This is a genomic window from Cronobacter universalis NCTC 9529, from assembly GCF_001277175.1.
Lineage (GTDB): Bacteria > Pseudomonadota > Gammaproteobacteria > Enterobacterales > Enterobacteriaceae > Cronobacter > Cronobacter universalis.
In genome coordinates, this window is record NZ_CP012257.1 from 2,692,356 (window position 1) to 2,705,243 (window position 12,888).

Annotated in this window: 17 protein-coding genes; 13 read left to right on the forward strand and 4 right to left on the reverse strand. The window is 57.5% G+C overall.

The window, feature by feature from the left end:
* Window positions 1-9: 9 nt before the first annotated feature.
* The 10 genes from fliJ to rcsA all read left to right on the forward strand — a co-directional run bounded on the left by fliJ (window position 10) and on the right by rcsA (window position 6,923).
* The gene (fliJ, locus tag AFK65_RS12460; RefSeq protein WP_007699260.1) at window positions 10-453 is read left to right on the forward strand and encodes a flagellar export protein FliJ; all 444 of its coding nucleotides are present in this window, start codon (window positions 10-12) and stop codon (window positions 451-453) included.
* Entirely contained in the window at window positions 450-1,712 is a 1,263-nt protein-coding gene (fliK, locus tag AFK65_RS12465; RefSeq protein WP_038856836.1) for a flagellar hook length control protein FliK, read from the forward strand. The genes fliJ and fliK overlap by 4 nt, the downstream gene beginning before the upstream one ends.
* A gap of 103 nt (window positions 1,713-1,815) precedes the next feature.
* Window positions 1,816-2,289, forward strand: coding sequence for a flagellar basal body-associated protein FliL (gene fliL, locus AFK65_RS12470; protein WP_038856832.1), 474 nt, complete (start codon window positions 1,816-1,818; stop codon window positions 2,287-2,289).
* 4 nt (window positions 2,290-2,293) lie between these two features.
* Window positions 2,294-3,298 (forward strand): flagellar motor switch protein FliM, encoded by a 1,005-nt coding sequence (fliM, locus tag AFK65_RS12475; protein ID WP_007699263.1) that lies wholly within the window; start codon window positions 2,294-2,296, stop codon window positions 3,296-3,298.
* Complete coding sequence (gene fliN / locus AFK65_RS12480) at window positions 3,291-3,755, forward strand: flagellar motor switch protein FliN (protein WP_038856831.1); 465 nt, start codon at window positions 3,291-3,293, stop codon at window positions 3,753-3,755. The genes fliM and fliN overlap by 8 nt, the downstream gene beginning before the upstream one ends.
* Complete coding sequence (fliO, locus tag AFK65_RS12485; protein ID WP_032804734.1) at window positions 3,756-4,133, forward strand: flagellar biosynthetic protein FliO; 378 nt, start codon at window positions 3,756-3,758, stop codon at window positions 4,131-4,133.
* Window positions 4,133-4,870 carry a flagellar type III secretion system pore protein FliP gene (fliP, locus tag AFK65_RS12490; protein ID WP_007699269.1) on the forward strand — a complete coding sequence of 246 codons (738 nt, stop codon included), beginning with the start codon at window positions 4,133-4,135 and terminating at the stop codon, window positions 4,868-4,870. Before fliO ends, fliP begins: the two co-directional genes overlap by 1 nt.
* An 11-nt stretch (window positions 4,871-4,881) precedes the next feature.
* Window positions 4,882-5,151, forward strand: a complete 270-nt coding sequence (gene fliQ / locus AFK65_RS12495) for a flagellar biosynthesis protein FliQ (protein WP_004388139.1) — start codon at window positions 4,882-4,884, stop codon at window positions 5,149-5,151.
* Between the two features lie 11 nt (window positions 5,152-5,162).
* A complete protein-coding gene (gene fliR, locus AFK65_RS12500; RefSeq protein ID WP_007699274.1) occupies window positions 5,163-5,951 on the forward strand; it encodes a flagellar biosynthetic protein FliR in 789 nt (262 codons plus the stop codon).
* 348 nt (window positions 5,952-6,299) lie between these two features.
* Window positions 6,300-6,923, forward strand: coding sequence for a transcriptional regulator RcsA (gene rcsA / locus AFK65_RS12505; protein ID WP_007699277.1), 624 nt, complete (start codon window positions 6,300-6,302; stop codon window positions 6,921-6,923).
* 168 nt (window positions 6,924-7,091) lie between these two features.
* On the opposite strand, the gene dsrB is transcribed toward rcsA, so the two are convergent.
* Window positions 7,092-7,280, reverse strand: coding sequence for a protein DsrB (gene dsrB / locus AFK65_RS12510; RefSeq protein ID WP_007670278.1), 189 nt, complete (start codon window positions 7,278-7,280; stop codon window positions 7,092-7,094).
* A gap of 125 nt (window positions 7,281-7,405) precedes the next feature.
* Between dsrB and AFK65_RS12515 the strand changes: the two genes are divergently transcribed.
* Both AFK65_RS12515 and AFK65_RS12520 read left to right on the forward strand, forming a co-directional pair.
* Window positions 7,406-7,618, forward strand: a complete 213-nt coding sequence (locus AFK65_RS12515; RefSeq protein WP_007699280.1) for a DUF2525 domain-containing protein — start codon at window positions 7,406-7,408, stop codon at window positions 7,616-7,618.
* Window positions 7,619-7,921: 303 nt separating this feature from the next.
* On the forward strand, window positions 7,922-8,737 hold the full coding sequence (locus tag AFK65_RS12520; RefSeq protein WP_007699282.1) for a mannosyl-3-phosphoglycerate phosphatase-related protein: 816 nt from the start codon (window positions 7,922-7,924) through the stop codon (window positions 8,735-8,737).
* Between the two features lie 3 nt (window positions 8,738-8,740).
* On the opposite strand, the gene dgcQ is transcribed toward AFK65_RS12520, so the two are convergent.
* From dgcQ to AFK65_RS12535, 3 genes are all read right to left on the reverse strand, one after another.
* The gene (gene dgcQ, locus AFK65_RS12525; protein WP_050569305.1) at window positions 8,741-10,411 is read right to left on the reverse strand and encodes a cellulose biosynthesis regulator diguanylate cyclase DgcQ; all 1,671 of its coding nucleotides are present in this window, start codon (window positions 10,409-10,411) and stop codon (window positions 8,741-8,743) included.
* Between the two features lie 200 nt (window positions 10,412-10,611).
* Window positions 10,612-10,794 carry a YodC family protein gene (locus AFK65_RS12530; RefSeq protein ID WP_007699285.1) on the reverse strand — a complete coding sequence of 61 codons (183 nt, stop codon included), beginning with the start codon at window positions 10,792-10,794 and terminating at the stop codon, window positions 10,612-10,614.
* An 89-nt stretch (window positions 10,795-10,883) separates the two neighbouring features.
* Window positions 10,884-11,798 carry a DUF808 family protein gene (locus AFK65_RS12535; RefSeq protein ID WP_038856824.1) on the reverse strand — a complete coding sequence of 305 codons (915 nt, stop codon included), beginning with the start codon at window positions 11,796-11,798 and terminating at the stop codon, window positions 10,884-10,886.
* A 178-nt stretch (window positions 11,799-11,976) separates the two neighbouring features.
* On the opposite strand from AFK65_RS12535, the gene yedA reads away from it, so the two are divergent.
* Window positions 11,977-12,888: a drug/metabolite exporter YedA gene (yedA, locus tag AFK65_RS12540; RefSeq protein WP_032804735.1), complete on the forward strand. Its 912-nt coding sequence runs from the start codon at window positions 11,977-11,979 to the stop codon at window positions 12,886-12,888.

Here is a 12,888-nt window from a genome sequence, read left to right on the forward strand (position 1 = left end):
GAGGTAGCCATGAAACAGAATGGCGCGCTGAACACGCTTAAAGATATGGCTGAGAAAGAAGTCGACGATGCCGCGTTGCGGCTTGGCGAAATGCGTCGCGGCTGTCAGCAGGCGGAAGAACAACTCTCGATGCTGATGAACTATCAGCAGGAATATCGCAATAACCTGAATCAGACCATGACGCAGGGGATTGCCAGTAACCGCTGGGTCAATTACCAGCAGTTTATCCAGACGCTGGAAAAAGCGATTGAACAGCATCGCCTCCAGCTGTCGCAGTGGAATAACAAAGTCGATCAGGCGCTCTCGTTCTGGAAAGAGAAAAAGCAGCGTCTTCAGGCCTGGCAGACACTCCAGGACCGGCAGGCCAGCGCGGCGCTGCTGGCGGAAAACCGGCTCGATCAAAAAAGAATGGATGAATTTGCCCAGCGGGCATCAATGAGGAAAGGCGAATGATTACGTTGCCCAATGTTGTGCTGACCAGCGACGTCGATGCCATCGGCGCGGGCGCCGGGCTGAAAGGCCTTGACGCGAAAGGCGGCGACGCGGCGCAGGATTTTCTGGCGCTGTTAGGCCAGCATTTCGCAGGCGGGTTGCCGCTTGCCGACGGTAAAACGCTGTCGCTCGCGCAGTTGCAGGGCGCCGGTAAAGAGACGCTGGCGGGGAAAACGCTGGCCGACGCCACGGCAGGCCAGCCAGGCGTGCAGAACGATCTCGCGCGTCTGCTGGATCAACTGACCAACGGCGAAATTACTCCGGCCGACCTGACGCTTGCCGCAGGCGACGCGCAGGCGGCGACGGCTGACGCCGCGAAGCCCGCGCTGAAAACCGCAGGCCTTGACGACGATAAAAAGCTCAGCGACGAAGATATGGCCGCGTTAAGCGCCCTCTTCGCGATGCTGCCGCCGACCCAGCAGCCGAACGCGGCGGCTGGCGCAACAATGCAGACCCAGGCTCAGGGCGTTGCCGCACTGAGCGCCAGCGGTTTTAGTCCGGCCGCCAGCCTGACGCAGACGCTCAGCAACGCCAAAAGCGATGCCAAAACCAGCGCGAAAAGCGATGACGCCGCCACCCCGCTGACGGCCGCCGCCGCCACTGCGCCGGTGACCGGCCAGGCCGCCGCCGATGTCGTCGCGCCGGTGTCGACGCTGGATAAAACCGCCGCTGATGTGAGCAGCACGCAGGTGCCGCATAACCTGAACCTGCATGCGCTGGCCTCCACCACCACGCAAGGCGCCCAGAACAACGCGCCGGTAATGGCGATGCCGACCCCGCAGATCGCCGCGCCGCTCGGCACCCCGGACTGGCAGAACTCGGTGAGCCAGCACATTACGCTGTTTACCCGCAACGGCCAGCAGAGCGCCGAGCTGCGACTGCACCCGGAAGAGCTGGGCGCGGTACAGATCAGCCTGAAGATTGACGACAATATGGCGCAGGTGCAGATGGTGTCTCCGCACAGTCATGTGCGCGCGGCGCTGGAAGCTGCCCTCCCGACGCTGCGCGCGCAGCTCGCGGAAAGCGGCATTCAGCTGGGCCAGAGCAGCATCAGCAGCGAAAACTTTAGCGGCCAGCAGCAGCAAAACAACCCGCAACAGTCTGCCTCATCCCGTTCCGGCGGCGGTTTTAGCCTGAACGGCGAAGAAGAAGCGATTGCGGCTCCGGCAAGCCTTCAGGCAGCCGCTCGCGGCAACGGCGCGGTCGATATCTTTGCCTAACGCCAGAGGTAACGTGATTATTCCCGTTTTTTCCAGGCTTTGACTGCGCGCAGAGACGGGATAATCACTCTATCGCAGTACTGATACAGGAAACCCGAGTCTGATGACTGACAGCGCAATCACCAAAGGTAAAGGCCGTAAACGCTCCATCTGGATCCCGTTACTGGTCATTATAACTCTCGCTGCCTGTGCGACGGCAGGTTACAGCTACTGGCGTATGCAGCAGCATGGCACCACCGCGGCTAAAGCGGCGCCAGAACCGCCGCCGGCGCCGGTCTTTTTCGCACTGGACACTTTCACCGTGAATCTGGGTGATGCCGACCGCGTGCTGTACGTCGGCATTACGCTGCGTCTGAAGGACGAGGCGACCCGCCAGCGTCTGAGCGACTATCTGCCGGAAGTGCGCAGCCGTCTGCTGCTGCTCTTCTCTCGTCAGGACGCCTCGCAACTGGCGACGGACGAAGGCAAACAGAAGCTGGTGGAGGCTATCAAACAGACGCTCTCCGCGCCGCTGGTGTCAGGACAACCGAAGCAGGTAGTGACTGACGTCCTCTACACTGCCTTTATCTTGCGGTAAAGCCATGGGCGACAGCATTCTTTCTCAGGCCGAAATCGATGCGCTGTTAAACGGCGACAGCGAGCAGAGCGCGGAACAGCAAGCGTCGGGGGCTGATGGCGACATTCGTCCCTACGATCCCAATACCCAGCGTCGCGTGGTGCGCGAGCGCCTCCAGGCGCTGGAGATTATCAACGAACGCTTCGCGCGCCAGTTCCGTATGGGGTTGTTTAACCTGCTGCGCCGCAGCCCGGACATCACCGTGGGGGCGATTCGTATTCAGCCTTACCACGAGTTTGCCCGCAACCTGCCGGTGCCGACCAACCTTAACCTGATTCATTTAAAACCGCTGCGCGGCACCGGACTGTTTGTGTTCTCGCCAAGCCTGGTGTTTATCGCGGTGGACAACCTGTTCGGCGGTGACGGCCGCTTCCCGACTAAAGTGGAAGGCCGCGAGTTTACCCACACCGAACAGCGCGTCATCAACCGTATGCTCAAGCTGGCGCTTGAAGCCTACAGCGACGCGTGGAAAGCGATTAACCCGCTGGACGTGGAGTATGTGCGTTCAGAGATGCAGGTGAAATTCACCAATATCACCACCTCGCCGAACGATATCGTGGTTAACACCCCGTTTCACGTCGAGATTGGTAACCTGACCGGCGAGTTTAATATCTGCCTGCCGTTCAGCATGATTGAGCCGCTGCGTGAACTGCTGGTTAACCCGCCGCTGGAAAACTCCCGTCAGGAAGATCAGAACTGGCGCGATACTCTGGTACGGCAGGTGCAGCATTCGGAACTGGAGTTAATTGCTAACTTCGCCGAGATCCCGCTGCGACTCTCGAAAATTTTGAAGCTGAAGCCAGGCGATGTGCTGCCCATTGATAAGCCGGATCGCATTCTGGTTCATGTGGATGGCGTACCGGTTCTCACCAGTCAGTACGGCACCGTGAGCGGACAATATGCCCTGCGCGTTGAACATTTGATCAACCCAATTTTGAATTCGCTGAATGAGGAACAGCCCAATGAGTGACATTAACAAACCGTCCGATGAAAAAGCAGGTGACGTGGACGATCTGTGGGCTGATGCATTGAACGAACAAAAAGGCACCGGCGATTCCGCAGACGATCTGTGGGCCGATGCGCTGAGCGAGCAGAAAACCGCGGGCAAAAGCTCGGCGGACAGCGTGTTCCGCGCGCTGGAAGGCGGCGACATGGTCGGCGCGCTCCAGGATATCAACCTGATTATGGATATCCCGGTGAAACTCACCGTGGAGCTGGGCCGCACCCGCATGACCATTAAAGAGCTGCTGCGTCTGACGCAGGGTTCCGTGGTCGCGCTGGACGGTCTCGCCGGCGAGCCGCTGGATATCCTGATTAACGGTTACCTGATTGCTCAGGGTGAAGTCGTGGTGGTCGCCGATAAATATGGCGTGCGCATCACCGACATCATCACCCCGTCAGAACGTATGCGTCGCCTGAGTCGTTAAATGAAAAATCAGACCACTGTTCCACAGCCGGCCATGCCCGACGCCGGCTCATCCTTAATCCAGGTAAGCGGCGCGCTGACGCTGATTATCGTCTTTATTCTGCTGTTTGCCTGGATGGCAAAGCGTTTTGGCTTCGCGGCTAAAACCACCGGGATACGTGGTCTGAAGCTCAACAGCAGCCTGAGCCTTGGGGCTCGCGAAAAAATTGTGATTGTCGAAGTGGAAGACGCCCGCCTGGTGCTGGGCGTGACCGCCACCTCGATTACGCCGCTGCACACCCTACCGCCTGCGCCGCCCGCGCAGGAGCCGGAAGCCGTGCCGGGCGCTGAATTCCAGAACCTGATGAAAAATCTGCTTAAGCGTAGCGGGAGAAAGTAATGCGTCATTGGTTAAATCTTTCTTTCCTCGCGCTCGGCCTGCTGGCCGCGCCGGCGATGGCGCAACTGCCGGGTCTTGTCAGTCAGCCGATCTCGGGCGGCGGGCAGAGCTGGTCGCTGCCGGTACAGACGCTGGTGTTTATCACCTCGCTGACGTTCCTGCCGGCCATTCTGCTCATGATGACCAGCTTTACGCGCATCATTATCGTTTTCGGTCTGCTGCGTAACGCGCTCGGCACCCCGTCCGCGCCGCCAAACCAGGTGCTGCTGGGCCTCGCGCTGTTCCTGACCTTTTTTATCATGTCGCCGGTTATCGATAAGATCTATTCCGACGCCTATCAGCCGTTCACCGAAAACAAAATTTCGATGGAAGTGGCGCTCGATCGCGGCGCGCAACCGCTGCGTGAATTTATGCTGCGCCAGACCCGCGAGGCGGATCTGGCCCTGTTCGCGAAACTTGCCAATACGCAGCCGATTCAGGGACCGGAAGCGGTGCCGATGCGCATCCTGCTGCCCGCGTATGTAACCAGCGAGCTGAAAACCGCGTTCCAGATTGGCTTTACCGTGTTTATCCCCTTCCTGATCATCGATCTGGTGGTGGCGAGCGTGCTGATGGCGCTCGGGATGATGATGGTGCCGCCAGCGTCTATCGCCCTGCCCTTCAAGCTGATGCTGTTTGTGCTGGTTGATGGCTGGCAGCTGCTTGTCGGTTCGCTTGCCCAAAGCTTTTACAGTTAACGAGGTGCATGATGACGCCAGAATCGGTCATGATGATGGGCACGGAAGCCATGAAAGTCGCGCTCGCGCTTGCCGCGCCCCTGCTGCTGGTGGCGCTGGTTACCGGCCTGTTTATCAGTATTCTGCAGGCGGCTACCCAGATTAACGAAATGACGCTGTCGTTCATTCCGAAAATTCTGGCGGTGTTTGTGGTTATCGTGGCGGCGGGCCCGTGGATGCTCAACCTGCTGCTCGACTATATGCGCACCCTGTTTTCTAACCTGCCGTATATCATCGGCTGACGGCCGCGCCCATGCTGCAATTCACCAGCGACCAGTGGCTTCACTGGCTGACCCTGTACTTCTGGCCGCTGCTGCGGGTGCTGGCGCTGATCAGCACCGCGCCTATCTTAAGCGAACGCGCCATCAGTATCCGCGTCAAGATTGGTCTGGCGCTGCTGATTACCATCGCGCTGGCGCCGAATATTCCCGGCAGCAACGTGCCGATTTTCTCGCTCGAAGGGCTGTGGCTGGGGTTGCAGCAAATTCTCATCGGCGTCGCCATCGGGTTTACCATGCAGTTCGCGTTCGCGGCGGTGCGTACCGCGGGCGAGCTTATCGGGCTGCAAATGGGTCTCTCATTCGCCACGTTTTTCGATCCGGGCAGCCGCCTGAACATGCCGGTGCTGGCGCGCTTTATCGATATGCTGGCGATGTTGCTGTTTCTCACGGTGAACGGTCATCTGTGGCTTATCTCCATTCTTGCCGACACGTTTTATACCCTGCCGATTGGCGGCGAAGCGATTAACAGTAATGCCTTTATGGCGCTCTCCCGCGCCGGCGGTTTGATTTTCGTTAACGGCGTCATGATGGCATTGCCGATGATTACGCTGCTGCTGTCGTTAAACCTGGCGCTTGGCCTGTTAAACCGTATGGCGCCGCAGCTGACCGTCTTCGCCATTGGCTTCCCGCTGACGCTGAGCATCGGGATAATCGTTCTGGCCGCATTAATGCCCTTAATAGCACCGTTCTGTGAACATTTATTCGCAGAAATATTTCACTTGTTGACTGATATCGTTAGCGAAATTCCTGCTAAGGGTTAACCCCTCTTTTTAAATGGTCATCCTAAGGATATTCCTAATGTGGAAAATATATTCTCTGGCTGACCATACATCCCAGGCGGAATTAATGATTTTACGCCTCTCACAGAACCGGATCGCCTCTTTACTTTAAGAACTTTCCTGGCAAATTATACGTAACTTTACGGGATAGTTGGGGTCGCCTGAATGACTTCGATACCCGGCTGATACGATTCACGCTATCGGTCTGCGGTACGCCGTTTGACGCTTTATTATCCCGTAATTGCTGGTCTTGGCAGAACGGCGGTCGTTCTCAGGCTGGTGGAGCAATCGTTGTGCTTTAACGGATAACGCGTTTAGTGAGGGTAGGCTATGTCAACGATTATTATGGATCTCTGCAGCTATACCAGGCTCGGGCTAACCGGTTATTTATCGACGAGAGGAGTGCGAAAACGACAGATATTTCATGCTGATAGCGTCGAAACTCTGGAAGAAGCCTGTCAGCTACGTAAGCCCCATGTGGTGTTTATTAATGAAGACTGTTTTATTCACGATCCCGAAAGCAGTCAGCATATAAAGCACATCATTAATCAGCATCCCGGTACGTTATTTATCGTTTTTATGGCGATTGCTAATATTCACTTTGATGAATATTTACGGGTGCGTAAGAATCTGTTAATTAGCTCTAAATCGATTAAACCAGAGTCGCTGGATGCCATTCTGGGAGATTATTTAACCAAAGATATGCAGTGTATTGGGAAAATCAGTTTGCCTACACTTTCTTTAAGCCGTACTGAATCCAGTATGCTGAAAATGTGGATGTCGGGCCAGGATACGATTCAGATTTCCGATCAGATGAATATTAAGGCCAAGACCGTTTCGTCTCATAAAGGCAATATAAAACGTAAAATCAAGACCCATAATAAGCAAGTGATCTATCATGTCGTGCGGTTGACCGATAATGTCACCAACGGCATTTTTGTGAATATGCGCTAACGCCATATATTACTTTTACCCTGTACCCTGCACGCTTCGCTTCTGGCGCTCGCCGGAAGGATAAATGAATTTTTCATCGTATCGCTCAGGCGAGGATTAGCCCTGCCGTAAAACAGCGCCGCCCCGAATTAACGGGGCGGCGTAATAATAAGCAGAAAATATGACGCGTTATTCTACCTTTTCGACAAATACCCCGTCCGGGTGATCTTTCTCATTAAAAAACCATATTCCCAGCGGATACTCCTCAAGCGAAACCAGATACATTGTGCCTTCATTAAAAGGCTCAACGGCCAGCACGACGCCTGGGCGGCGCGGCCCGCCATCCGTCTTAACGGTAACCCGATCGTTAACGTTCATAACTGCTCCTCTTATCACTATTGAGCCAGTGTAGAACAAAACCGCTTTGCTGGCACCGGCCAGAGAGTGGCGCCTGCGCACGGGCAGCTATAATTAGCGTGATGGGGCCGCCTGAGGTGAATGCCATGAAACCGGAAAACCCAACGCCAGAAACGCCGCAGGCCGATATCGACGCCCTGCTGGGCGCGATTGAGGTTATAAGCGAAGACGAACAGCGCACGCCGGATAGCGTCTCCCCGACGCAGGCGGAAGCGCGCAGGCAGGATGCGTGTCGGGAGCTTGGCGAGGAGTTCGAACTGGATATCCGCGACGCGGGGCCGAGCGAAGTGAACCGCTGAACATAAAAATATCCCGGCCTGGGGAGCCGGGATAAGCTTGCGAAAGCAAGAAGCACTTAAAATTCGTTACACCAGGGAAACTGATGTCGATGAACAACATACCGCAAAATTTTTGCGGCACAAGGATATATTCTTCTGGTGAATAATACACTGCTAATATTATGCGAAGATATATTCACTGCAAGCCAACAACCGCGCGCCTTTCATGGAAACGATCCCGAAATAACCCTGCAAACGAGGCTGATTAATTGAGATTATTCCTGGTCAGCCGCGTCGCGGACAGCGCGCAAAAAAGGAGCCAACATGGCGCATCTGAATGACGATTTGCTGGTGATCACCGACCTCGACGGCACGCTGCTTGATCCGAACACGCACGAGTGGGAGCCCGCGCAGGCGTGGCTTACGCGCCTTATCGACCATCAGGTGCCGGTTATTCTCTCCAGCACCAAAACCGCGGCGGAGATCGTCGCGTTGCAGGACGCGCTGGGGCTCTCCGGGCAGCCCTTTATCGCCGAGAATGGCGCGATTATCCAGCTCGACGCCCGCTGGGAAGACAGCCCCGACTTCCCTCGCCTGCGCAATGGCGTTCCCCATGACGATATCCTCGCGGTAATTAATCGCCTGCGCGACGAGCACGGCTACAAGCTTTTCTGCTTCAGCGACGTGGATGAGAAAACCATTGCCGAATGGACCGGGTTCAGCCCGAAACTTGCCGCGATGGCGAAGCTGCTGGAGGCCTCGGAGACGGTCATCTGGCGCGACAGCGACGAAAACCTGGCGCGCTTTACCGCAAGCCTTGAGGCGCTTGGTCTGATGATGATTGAGGGCGGTCGTTTCTGGCATGTGCTGGACGCGCGCGGGGGCAAAGGCCAGGCGGTGAACTGGCTGAAGGAACAATACCGCAAGCGTGAAGGCAAACTGCGCACCACGCTTGGGCTGGGCGACGGGCCGGATGACGCCTCGCTGCTTGATAACGTCGATTTCGCGGTGGTGGTCAAAGGCTTAAGCCGCCAGGGCGTGACGCTAAAGCATGACGATCCGCAGCGGGTCTTTCGCACCAGCGAGAGCGGCCCGGCAGGCTTTCGCGAGGGGCTCGATCACTTTCTGGGTAAGGCCTAAGCCTTACCCTTCGTCGCACACCAGGTTGCGCCCGCGCTGTTTGGCCAGATAGAGGCGGTGATCGGCTATCGATTGCAGATGTTCAAAATCGTAATCGCCGTCGCGTCGCGCTTCACTCACGCCCACCGACACGCTGATGCGAATGGTGGTGTCCGGGCGCACCAGAATCTCCTGGCTGTTAATGCGCTGGCGTATGCGTTCCGCCACCTGTCGCGCGCCTTCAGCGGGCGTACCCGGCAGGATAATACAAAACTCCTCGCCCCCGACGCGTCCGGCGATATCCTCCGCGCGCAGCGAGCGGCTTAACATGCCTGCCGCCCACGTCAGCACCTTATCGCCCGCCTGATGGCCATAGCGGTCATTGATACTTTTAAAGTGATCGAGATCGAGCTGAATAACCGAGAACGGCTCATGCTGCGCGTCGCACGTTTTGGCGGCCTGACGCGCGCGCTCGAAGAACGCGCCGCGGTTGTACAGCCGGGTGAGCGTATCGTACCAGGCGCGCCACTTCAGCGAGCGCTGCATGGTAAGCATGTTGCGCACCATGCCCACGATCACCCGCCAGGAGATAAACAGCATGGCGGTAAAGAGCAGCCACAGCAGGCCGAGCACCATCGCCACCTTGCCGAATTTCCCCTCGGCGCTCTGGGAGACGGTGGTGACTTTCACCAGCACGCCGTCGAAATAGTCGAGCTTCGCCCAGGCGATAAAGCGGGTATCTATGCGCGCGTCGCCCTCGTTGCCAAGCTCCATCTGGCGCGCCAGTATCGCTTTATCCTGCGCCGTAAAGTGCAGCGCGGTGTCGCTGCCGGAAGCGGTCGTGGCGATCGGGCTGAGCTGGCGGTCGAACAACAGGATCTCGCCGCCGCCGTCATCGTCATTAAGCGCGTTTTTCAGAAAATCGCGCATCGCGCTGATGGGGAAATCCATCGCCAGCACGCCAAACCAGCGGTCGTTGTCATCCAGCGGAATACTTGCCGTGACGCGCTGGCCGGAGGGCATACTGAGATCGCGCCCGTGCAGCCAGCGCACGCCGCGCCCCGGATTGCGGCGCAGGGATTGATCGAGAAACCAGCGGCTGCTGACCTGCTGGTAATAGAGCTCAGGGATGCTGCCGTGACCGAAAAACGGCAGGTTGGTGAGATAAAATCCGGCGCGCGACACATAGAAGGTGCGAACTTCCGGGCGCTCGCTACGGGCATCGGCGATGCTCAGCATATGACCGAGCGCCAGCGTGGCGTTCAGCTCGTTGTCTAACAGCGCCTCGTCGCGCTCAAGAAGCGTACTTCGGGCGATAAACGCATCCGACACGCCCTGTATCTCCGGCGCCAGATCGCGCCCCGTGGGCAGCGTCCATTCACGTTGATAGCGGTGCTTCTTAAAGCCCGCCACCACGGCCTCGGTTTGCGGGCCCTCCAGCAGGTTGTGCATGGCATAGCGCATCCCGGCGCGATAAAACAGCAGCTTATCAACGCTGTATTGCAGGTTGCGATCCATCGCCGTGGCGATGCTGTCGAGCTGGTTACGCTGCGAAGAGATAAACGCGTCCTGGAGGATCACGCCCTCACGCCATGTCAGCAGCGTGGAGAAGATAAAAACGGCGCAAAAACAGAAGTTGACGACCCGTATGGGGTTTTTGGTCCGCCAGCGGCTGATGAGTATCTTGTCAGGCACGTCAGACTCCCTGTACTGATAAAGGCTCGACTCGTTGAGGTATCGTGAAGGTCAGGCGGCTCAGATAATACCAGGCGGCGCGGATATTAAAAGTGTGGCCGTTTTTTTACGGATTGTCGCCTGTTTAGTGAAAGGACGTCGTTGATCTGTTGCAGGATGAAGGGGAAAGAAAACGCCCGGCGCAGCGGCCGGGCGTTATTTCAACGACGCTCTTCGCGAGATTTCCTTTCGCCGGGCAGCAGTTCGTCTTCACGAAACGCTTCCCGTTGCACGCCGTAACCGTCATACCAGCGGCATTCCACCATGCCGCTTGAATAACCGGTCACGACCATGCGCTGACCGCTGTTTTTGCGCTGGACTTCATCGCTGACTAAAAAGACCATGACTGCCTCCTTTATCAGTGTGAAAACATCCAGAAGATAGTCAACGCGCGCGATTTTCGCCCGTCGCCCGGTAAGTTTCAGGAATATTCTCAGTGCGCCGGTTTGCCGCGCAGCCGTCCGATAAGCGAGACCACCGCGAGCACAATGGCGCCGATGATAAAACCGAGCACCAGATTCAGGACAGTGGGCATGATGGCCGCGCCAGCGCCGCCTAAGCCCTGCGCCCAGTGTTCAATGGCGTGATGCAGCGGGGCGACGCCATGCACCACAATGCCGCCGCCCACCAGAAACATCGCCACCGTGCCGAGGATCGAGAGCGCCTTCATCAACCACGGCGCCGTGACCAGCAGCCCTTTGCCGACGCCGCGCGCCAGCGCCGAGCGCTTATCCGCCAGCCAGTAGCCCATGTCGTCAAGCTTCACGATCACCCCGACGATGCCATACACGCCGAGCGTCACCAGAATGGCGATGCCGCCTAACACCAGCACCTGGTCTAACAGCGGGGCTTCGGCCACGATGCCAAGCGTGATGGCGACGATTTCCGCCGAAAGGATAAAGTCGGTGCGCACCGCGCCTTTTACTTTATCGCGCTCGTAGAGTTTCGGATCCTGCTTCGCTATCTCATTCAGACGCTGCTGCTTCTGCTCCGGCGTCTCTTTATGTTTGCGCGCGTGCAGACTGTGCATCACCTTTTCCACGCCTTCAAAGCACAGAAACGCGCCGCCGACCATCAGCAGCGGGGTAATCGCCCAGGGCGCGAAGGCGCTGATGATAAGCGCGAGCGGCACCAGAATCAGTTTATTGAGCAGCGAACCTTTCGCTACCGCCCAGACCACCGGCAGTTCGCGGTTGGCCCGCACCCCGGTCACCTGTTGAGCGTTAAGCGAGAGATCGTCGCCCAGCACCCCGGCGGTCTTTTTTGCCGCGAGTTTTCCCATCATTGAGATATCGTCCAGTAAGGTGGCGATATCATCCAGCAGCGTTAATAAACTACTTCCGGCCAAAATTTCATTCCTTCGTGTTGTGATTCTGGAGTGTTAAGTATGGAGCAAAAGCCGCCACCCCGAAACTACCACCTTCTGTCAACGCAAAATTAACCTAAGCGAAACAATTAAAACGCTCGCCTCGGCAATAATTTTAGCGTTCACTATAAGCGTTCTTTATTTTACGTCGTGAGGGAGTATGCGTTTCGGTCGAGTTCTACCATTGCTTGGCGCGCTGTTCGCGCTGTATATCATCTGGGGTTCCACCTATTTTGCGATTGCCATCGGCGTGAAAAGCTGGCCGCCCTTTATGATGGCGGGCGTGCGCTTTCTCTGCGCGGGCGTCCTGCTGCTGACGTATCTTCTGGCGACCGGCCACAAACTCCCGGCGCGGCGCCAGATGCTGAACGCGGCGCTGATTGGCGTTCTTCTGCTGGCCGTCGGCAACGGCTTTGTGACCGTTGCTGAACATCAGCATGTGCCGTCAGGCATCGCCGCCGTGATGGTCGCGACCGTCCCGCTCTTCTCGCTCATTTTCAGCCGTTTCTTCGGTATCCAGACCCGCAAGCTGGAGTGGCTGGGCGTGGCCATCGGCCTTGCGGGCATCGTGCTGTTAAACAGCGGCGGCAACCTCAACGGCAACCCGTGGGGCGCGCTGTTGATTCTGATTGGCTCGTTAAGCTGGGCGTTCGGCTCGGTCTACGGGTCGCGTATCGAACTGCCTAAAGGCATGATGGCGGGCGCGATTGAGATGCTGGCGGCGGGTCTGGTGCTGATGGCGGCGTCGCTGCTGACCGGCGAGCGGATGACCGTCATGCCCGACCTGTCCGGCTTCCTGGCGGTGGGCTATCTGGCGCTGTTCGGCTCGGTTATCGCCATCAACGCCTATATGTATCTTATCCGCAACGTCTCGCCTGCGGTCGCCACCAGCTACGCCTATGTGAACCCGGTCGTGGCGGTGCTGCTCGGCACCGGCTTTGGCGGCGAGAGCCTGTCGCAGATGGAGTGGATTGCGCTTGGCGTGATTATTGTGGCGGTACTGCTGGTGACGCTCGGTAAATATCTGCTGCCGGCCAAACCGGTCGTTGCGCCCTGTGACGTGCAGAAGTAA

Bases quoted from the DNA above. Each gene is read 5' to 3' on its own strand.
- AFK65_RS12515 (WP_007699280.1), top strand. From the start codon at position 7,406: ATGAAACCGGAAAACCCAACGCCAGAAACGCCGCAGGCCGATATCGAC.
- rcsA (WP_007699277.1), top strand. From the start codon at position 6,300: ATGTCAACGATTATTATGGATCTCTGCAGCTATACCAGGCTCGGGCTA.
- AFK65_RS12530 (WP_007699285.1), bottom strand. From the start codon at position 10,794: ATGGTCTTTTTAGTCAGCGATGAAGTCCAGCGCAAAAACAGCGGTCAG.
- fliO (WP_032804734.1), top strand. From the start codon at position 3,756: ATGAAAAATCAGACCACTGTTCCACAGCCGGCCATGCCCGACGCCGGC.
- fliN (WP_038856831.1), top strand. From the start codon at position 3,291: ATGAGTGACATTAACAAACCGTCCGATGAAAAAGCAGGTGACGTGGAC.
- dsrB (WP_007670278.1), bottom strand. From the start codon at position 7,280: ATGAACGTTAACGATCGGGTTACCGTTAAGACGGATGGCGGGCCGCGC.
- AFK65_RS12520 (WP_007699282.1), top strand. From the start codon at position 7,922: ATGGCGCATCTGAATGACGATTTGCTGGTGATCACCGACCTCGACGGC.
- fliQ (WP_004388139.1), top strand. From the start codon at position 4,882: ATGACGCCAGAATCGGTCATGATGATGGGCACGGAAGCCATGAAAGTC.
- fliM (WP_007699263.1), top strand. From the start codon at position 2,294: ATGGGCGACAGCATTCTTTCTCAGGCCGAAATCGATGCGCTGTTAAAC.
- fliP (WP_007699269.1), top strand. From the start codon at position 4,133: ATGCGTCATTGGTTAAATCTTTCTTTCCTCGCGCTCGGCCTGCTGGCC.
- yedA (WP_032804735.1), top strand. From the start codon at position 11,977: ATGCGTTTCGGTCGAGTTCTACCATTGCTTGGCGCGCTGTTCGCGCTG.
- fliR (WP_007699274.1), top strand. From the start codon at position 5,163: ATGCTGCAATTCACCAGCGACCAGTGGCTTCACTGGCTGACCCTGTAC.
- fliJ (WP_007699260.1), top strand. From the start codon at position 10: ATGAAACAGAATGGCGCGCTGAACACGCTTAAAGATATGGCTGAGAAA.
- fliL (WP_038856832.1), top strand. From the start codon at position 1,816: ATGACTGACAGCGCAATCACCAAAGGTAAAGGCCGTAAACGCTCCATC.
- fliK (WP_038856836.1), top strand. From the start codon at position 450: ATGATTACGTTGCCCAATGTTGTGCTGACCAGCGACGTCGATGCCATC.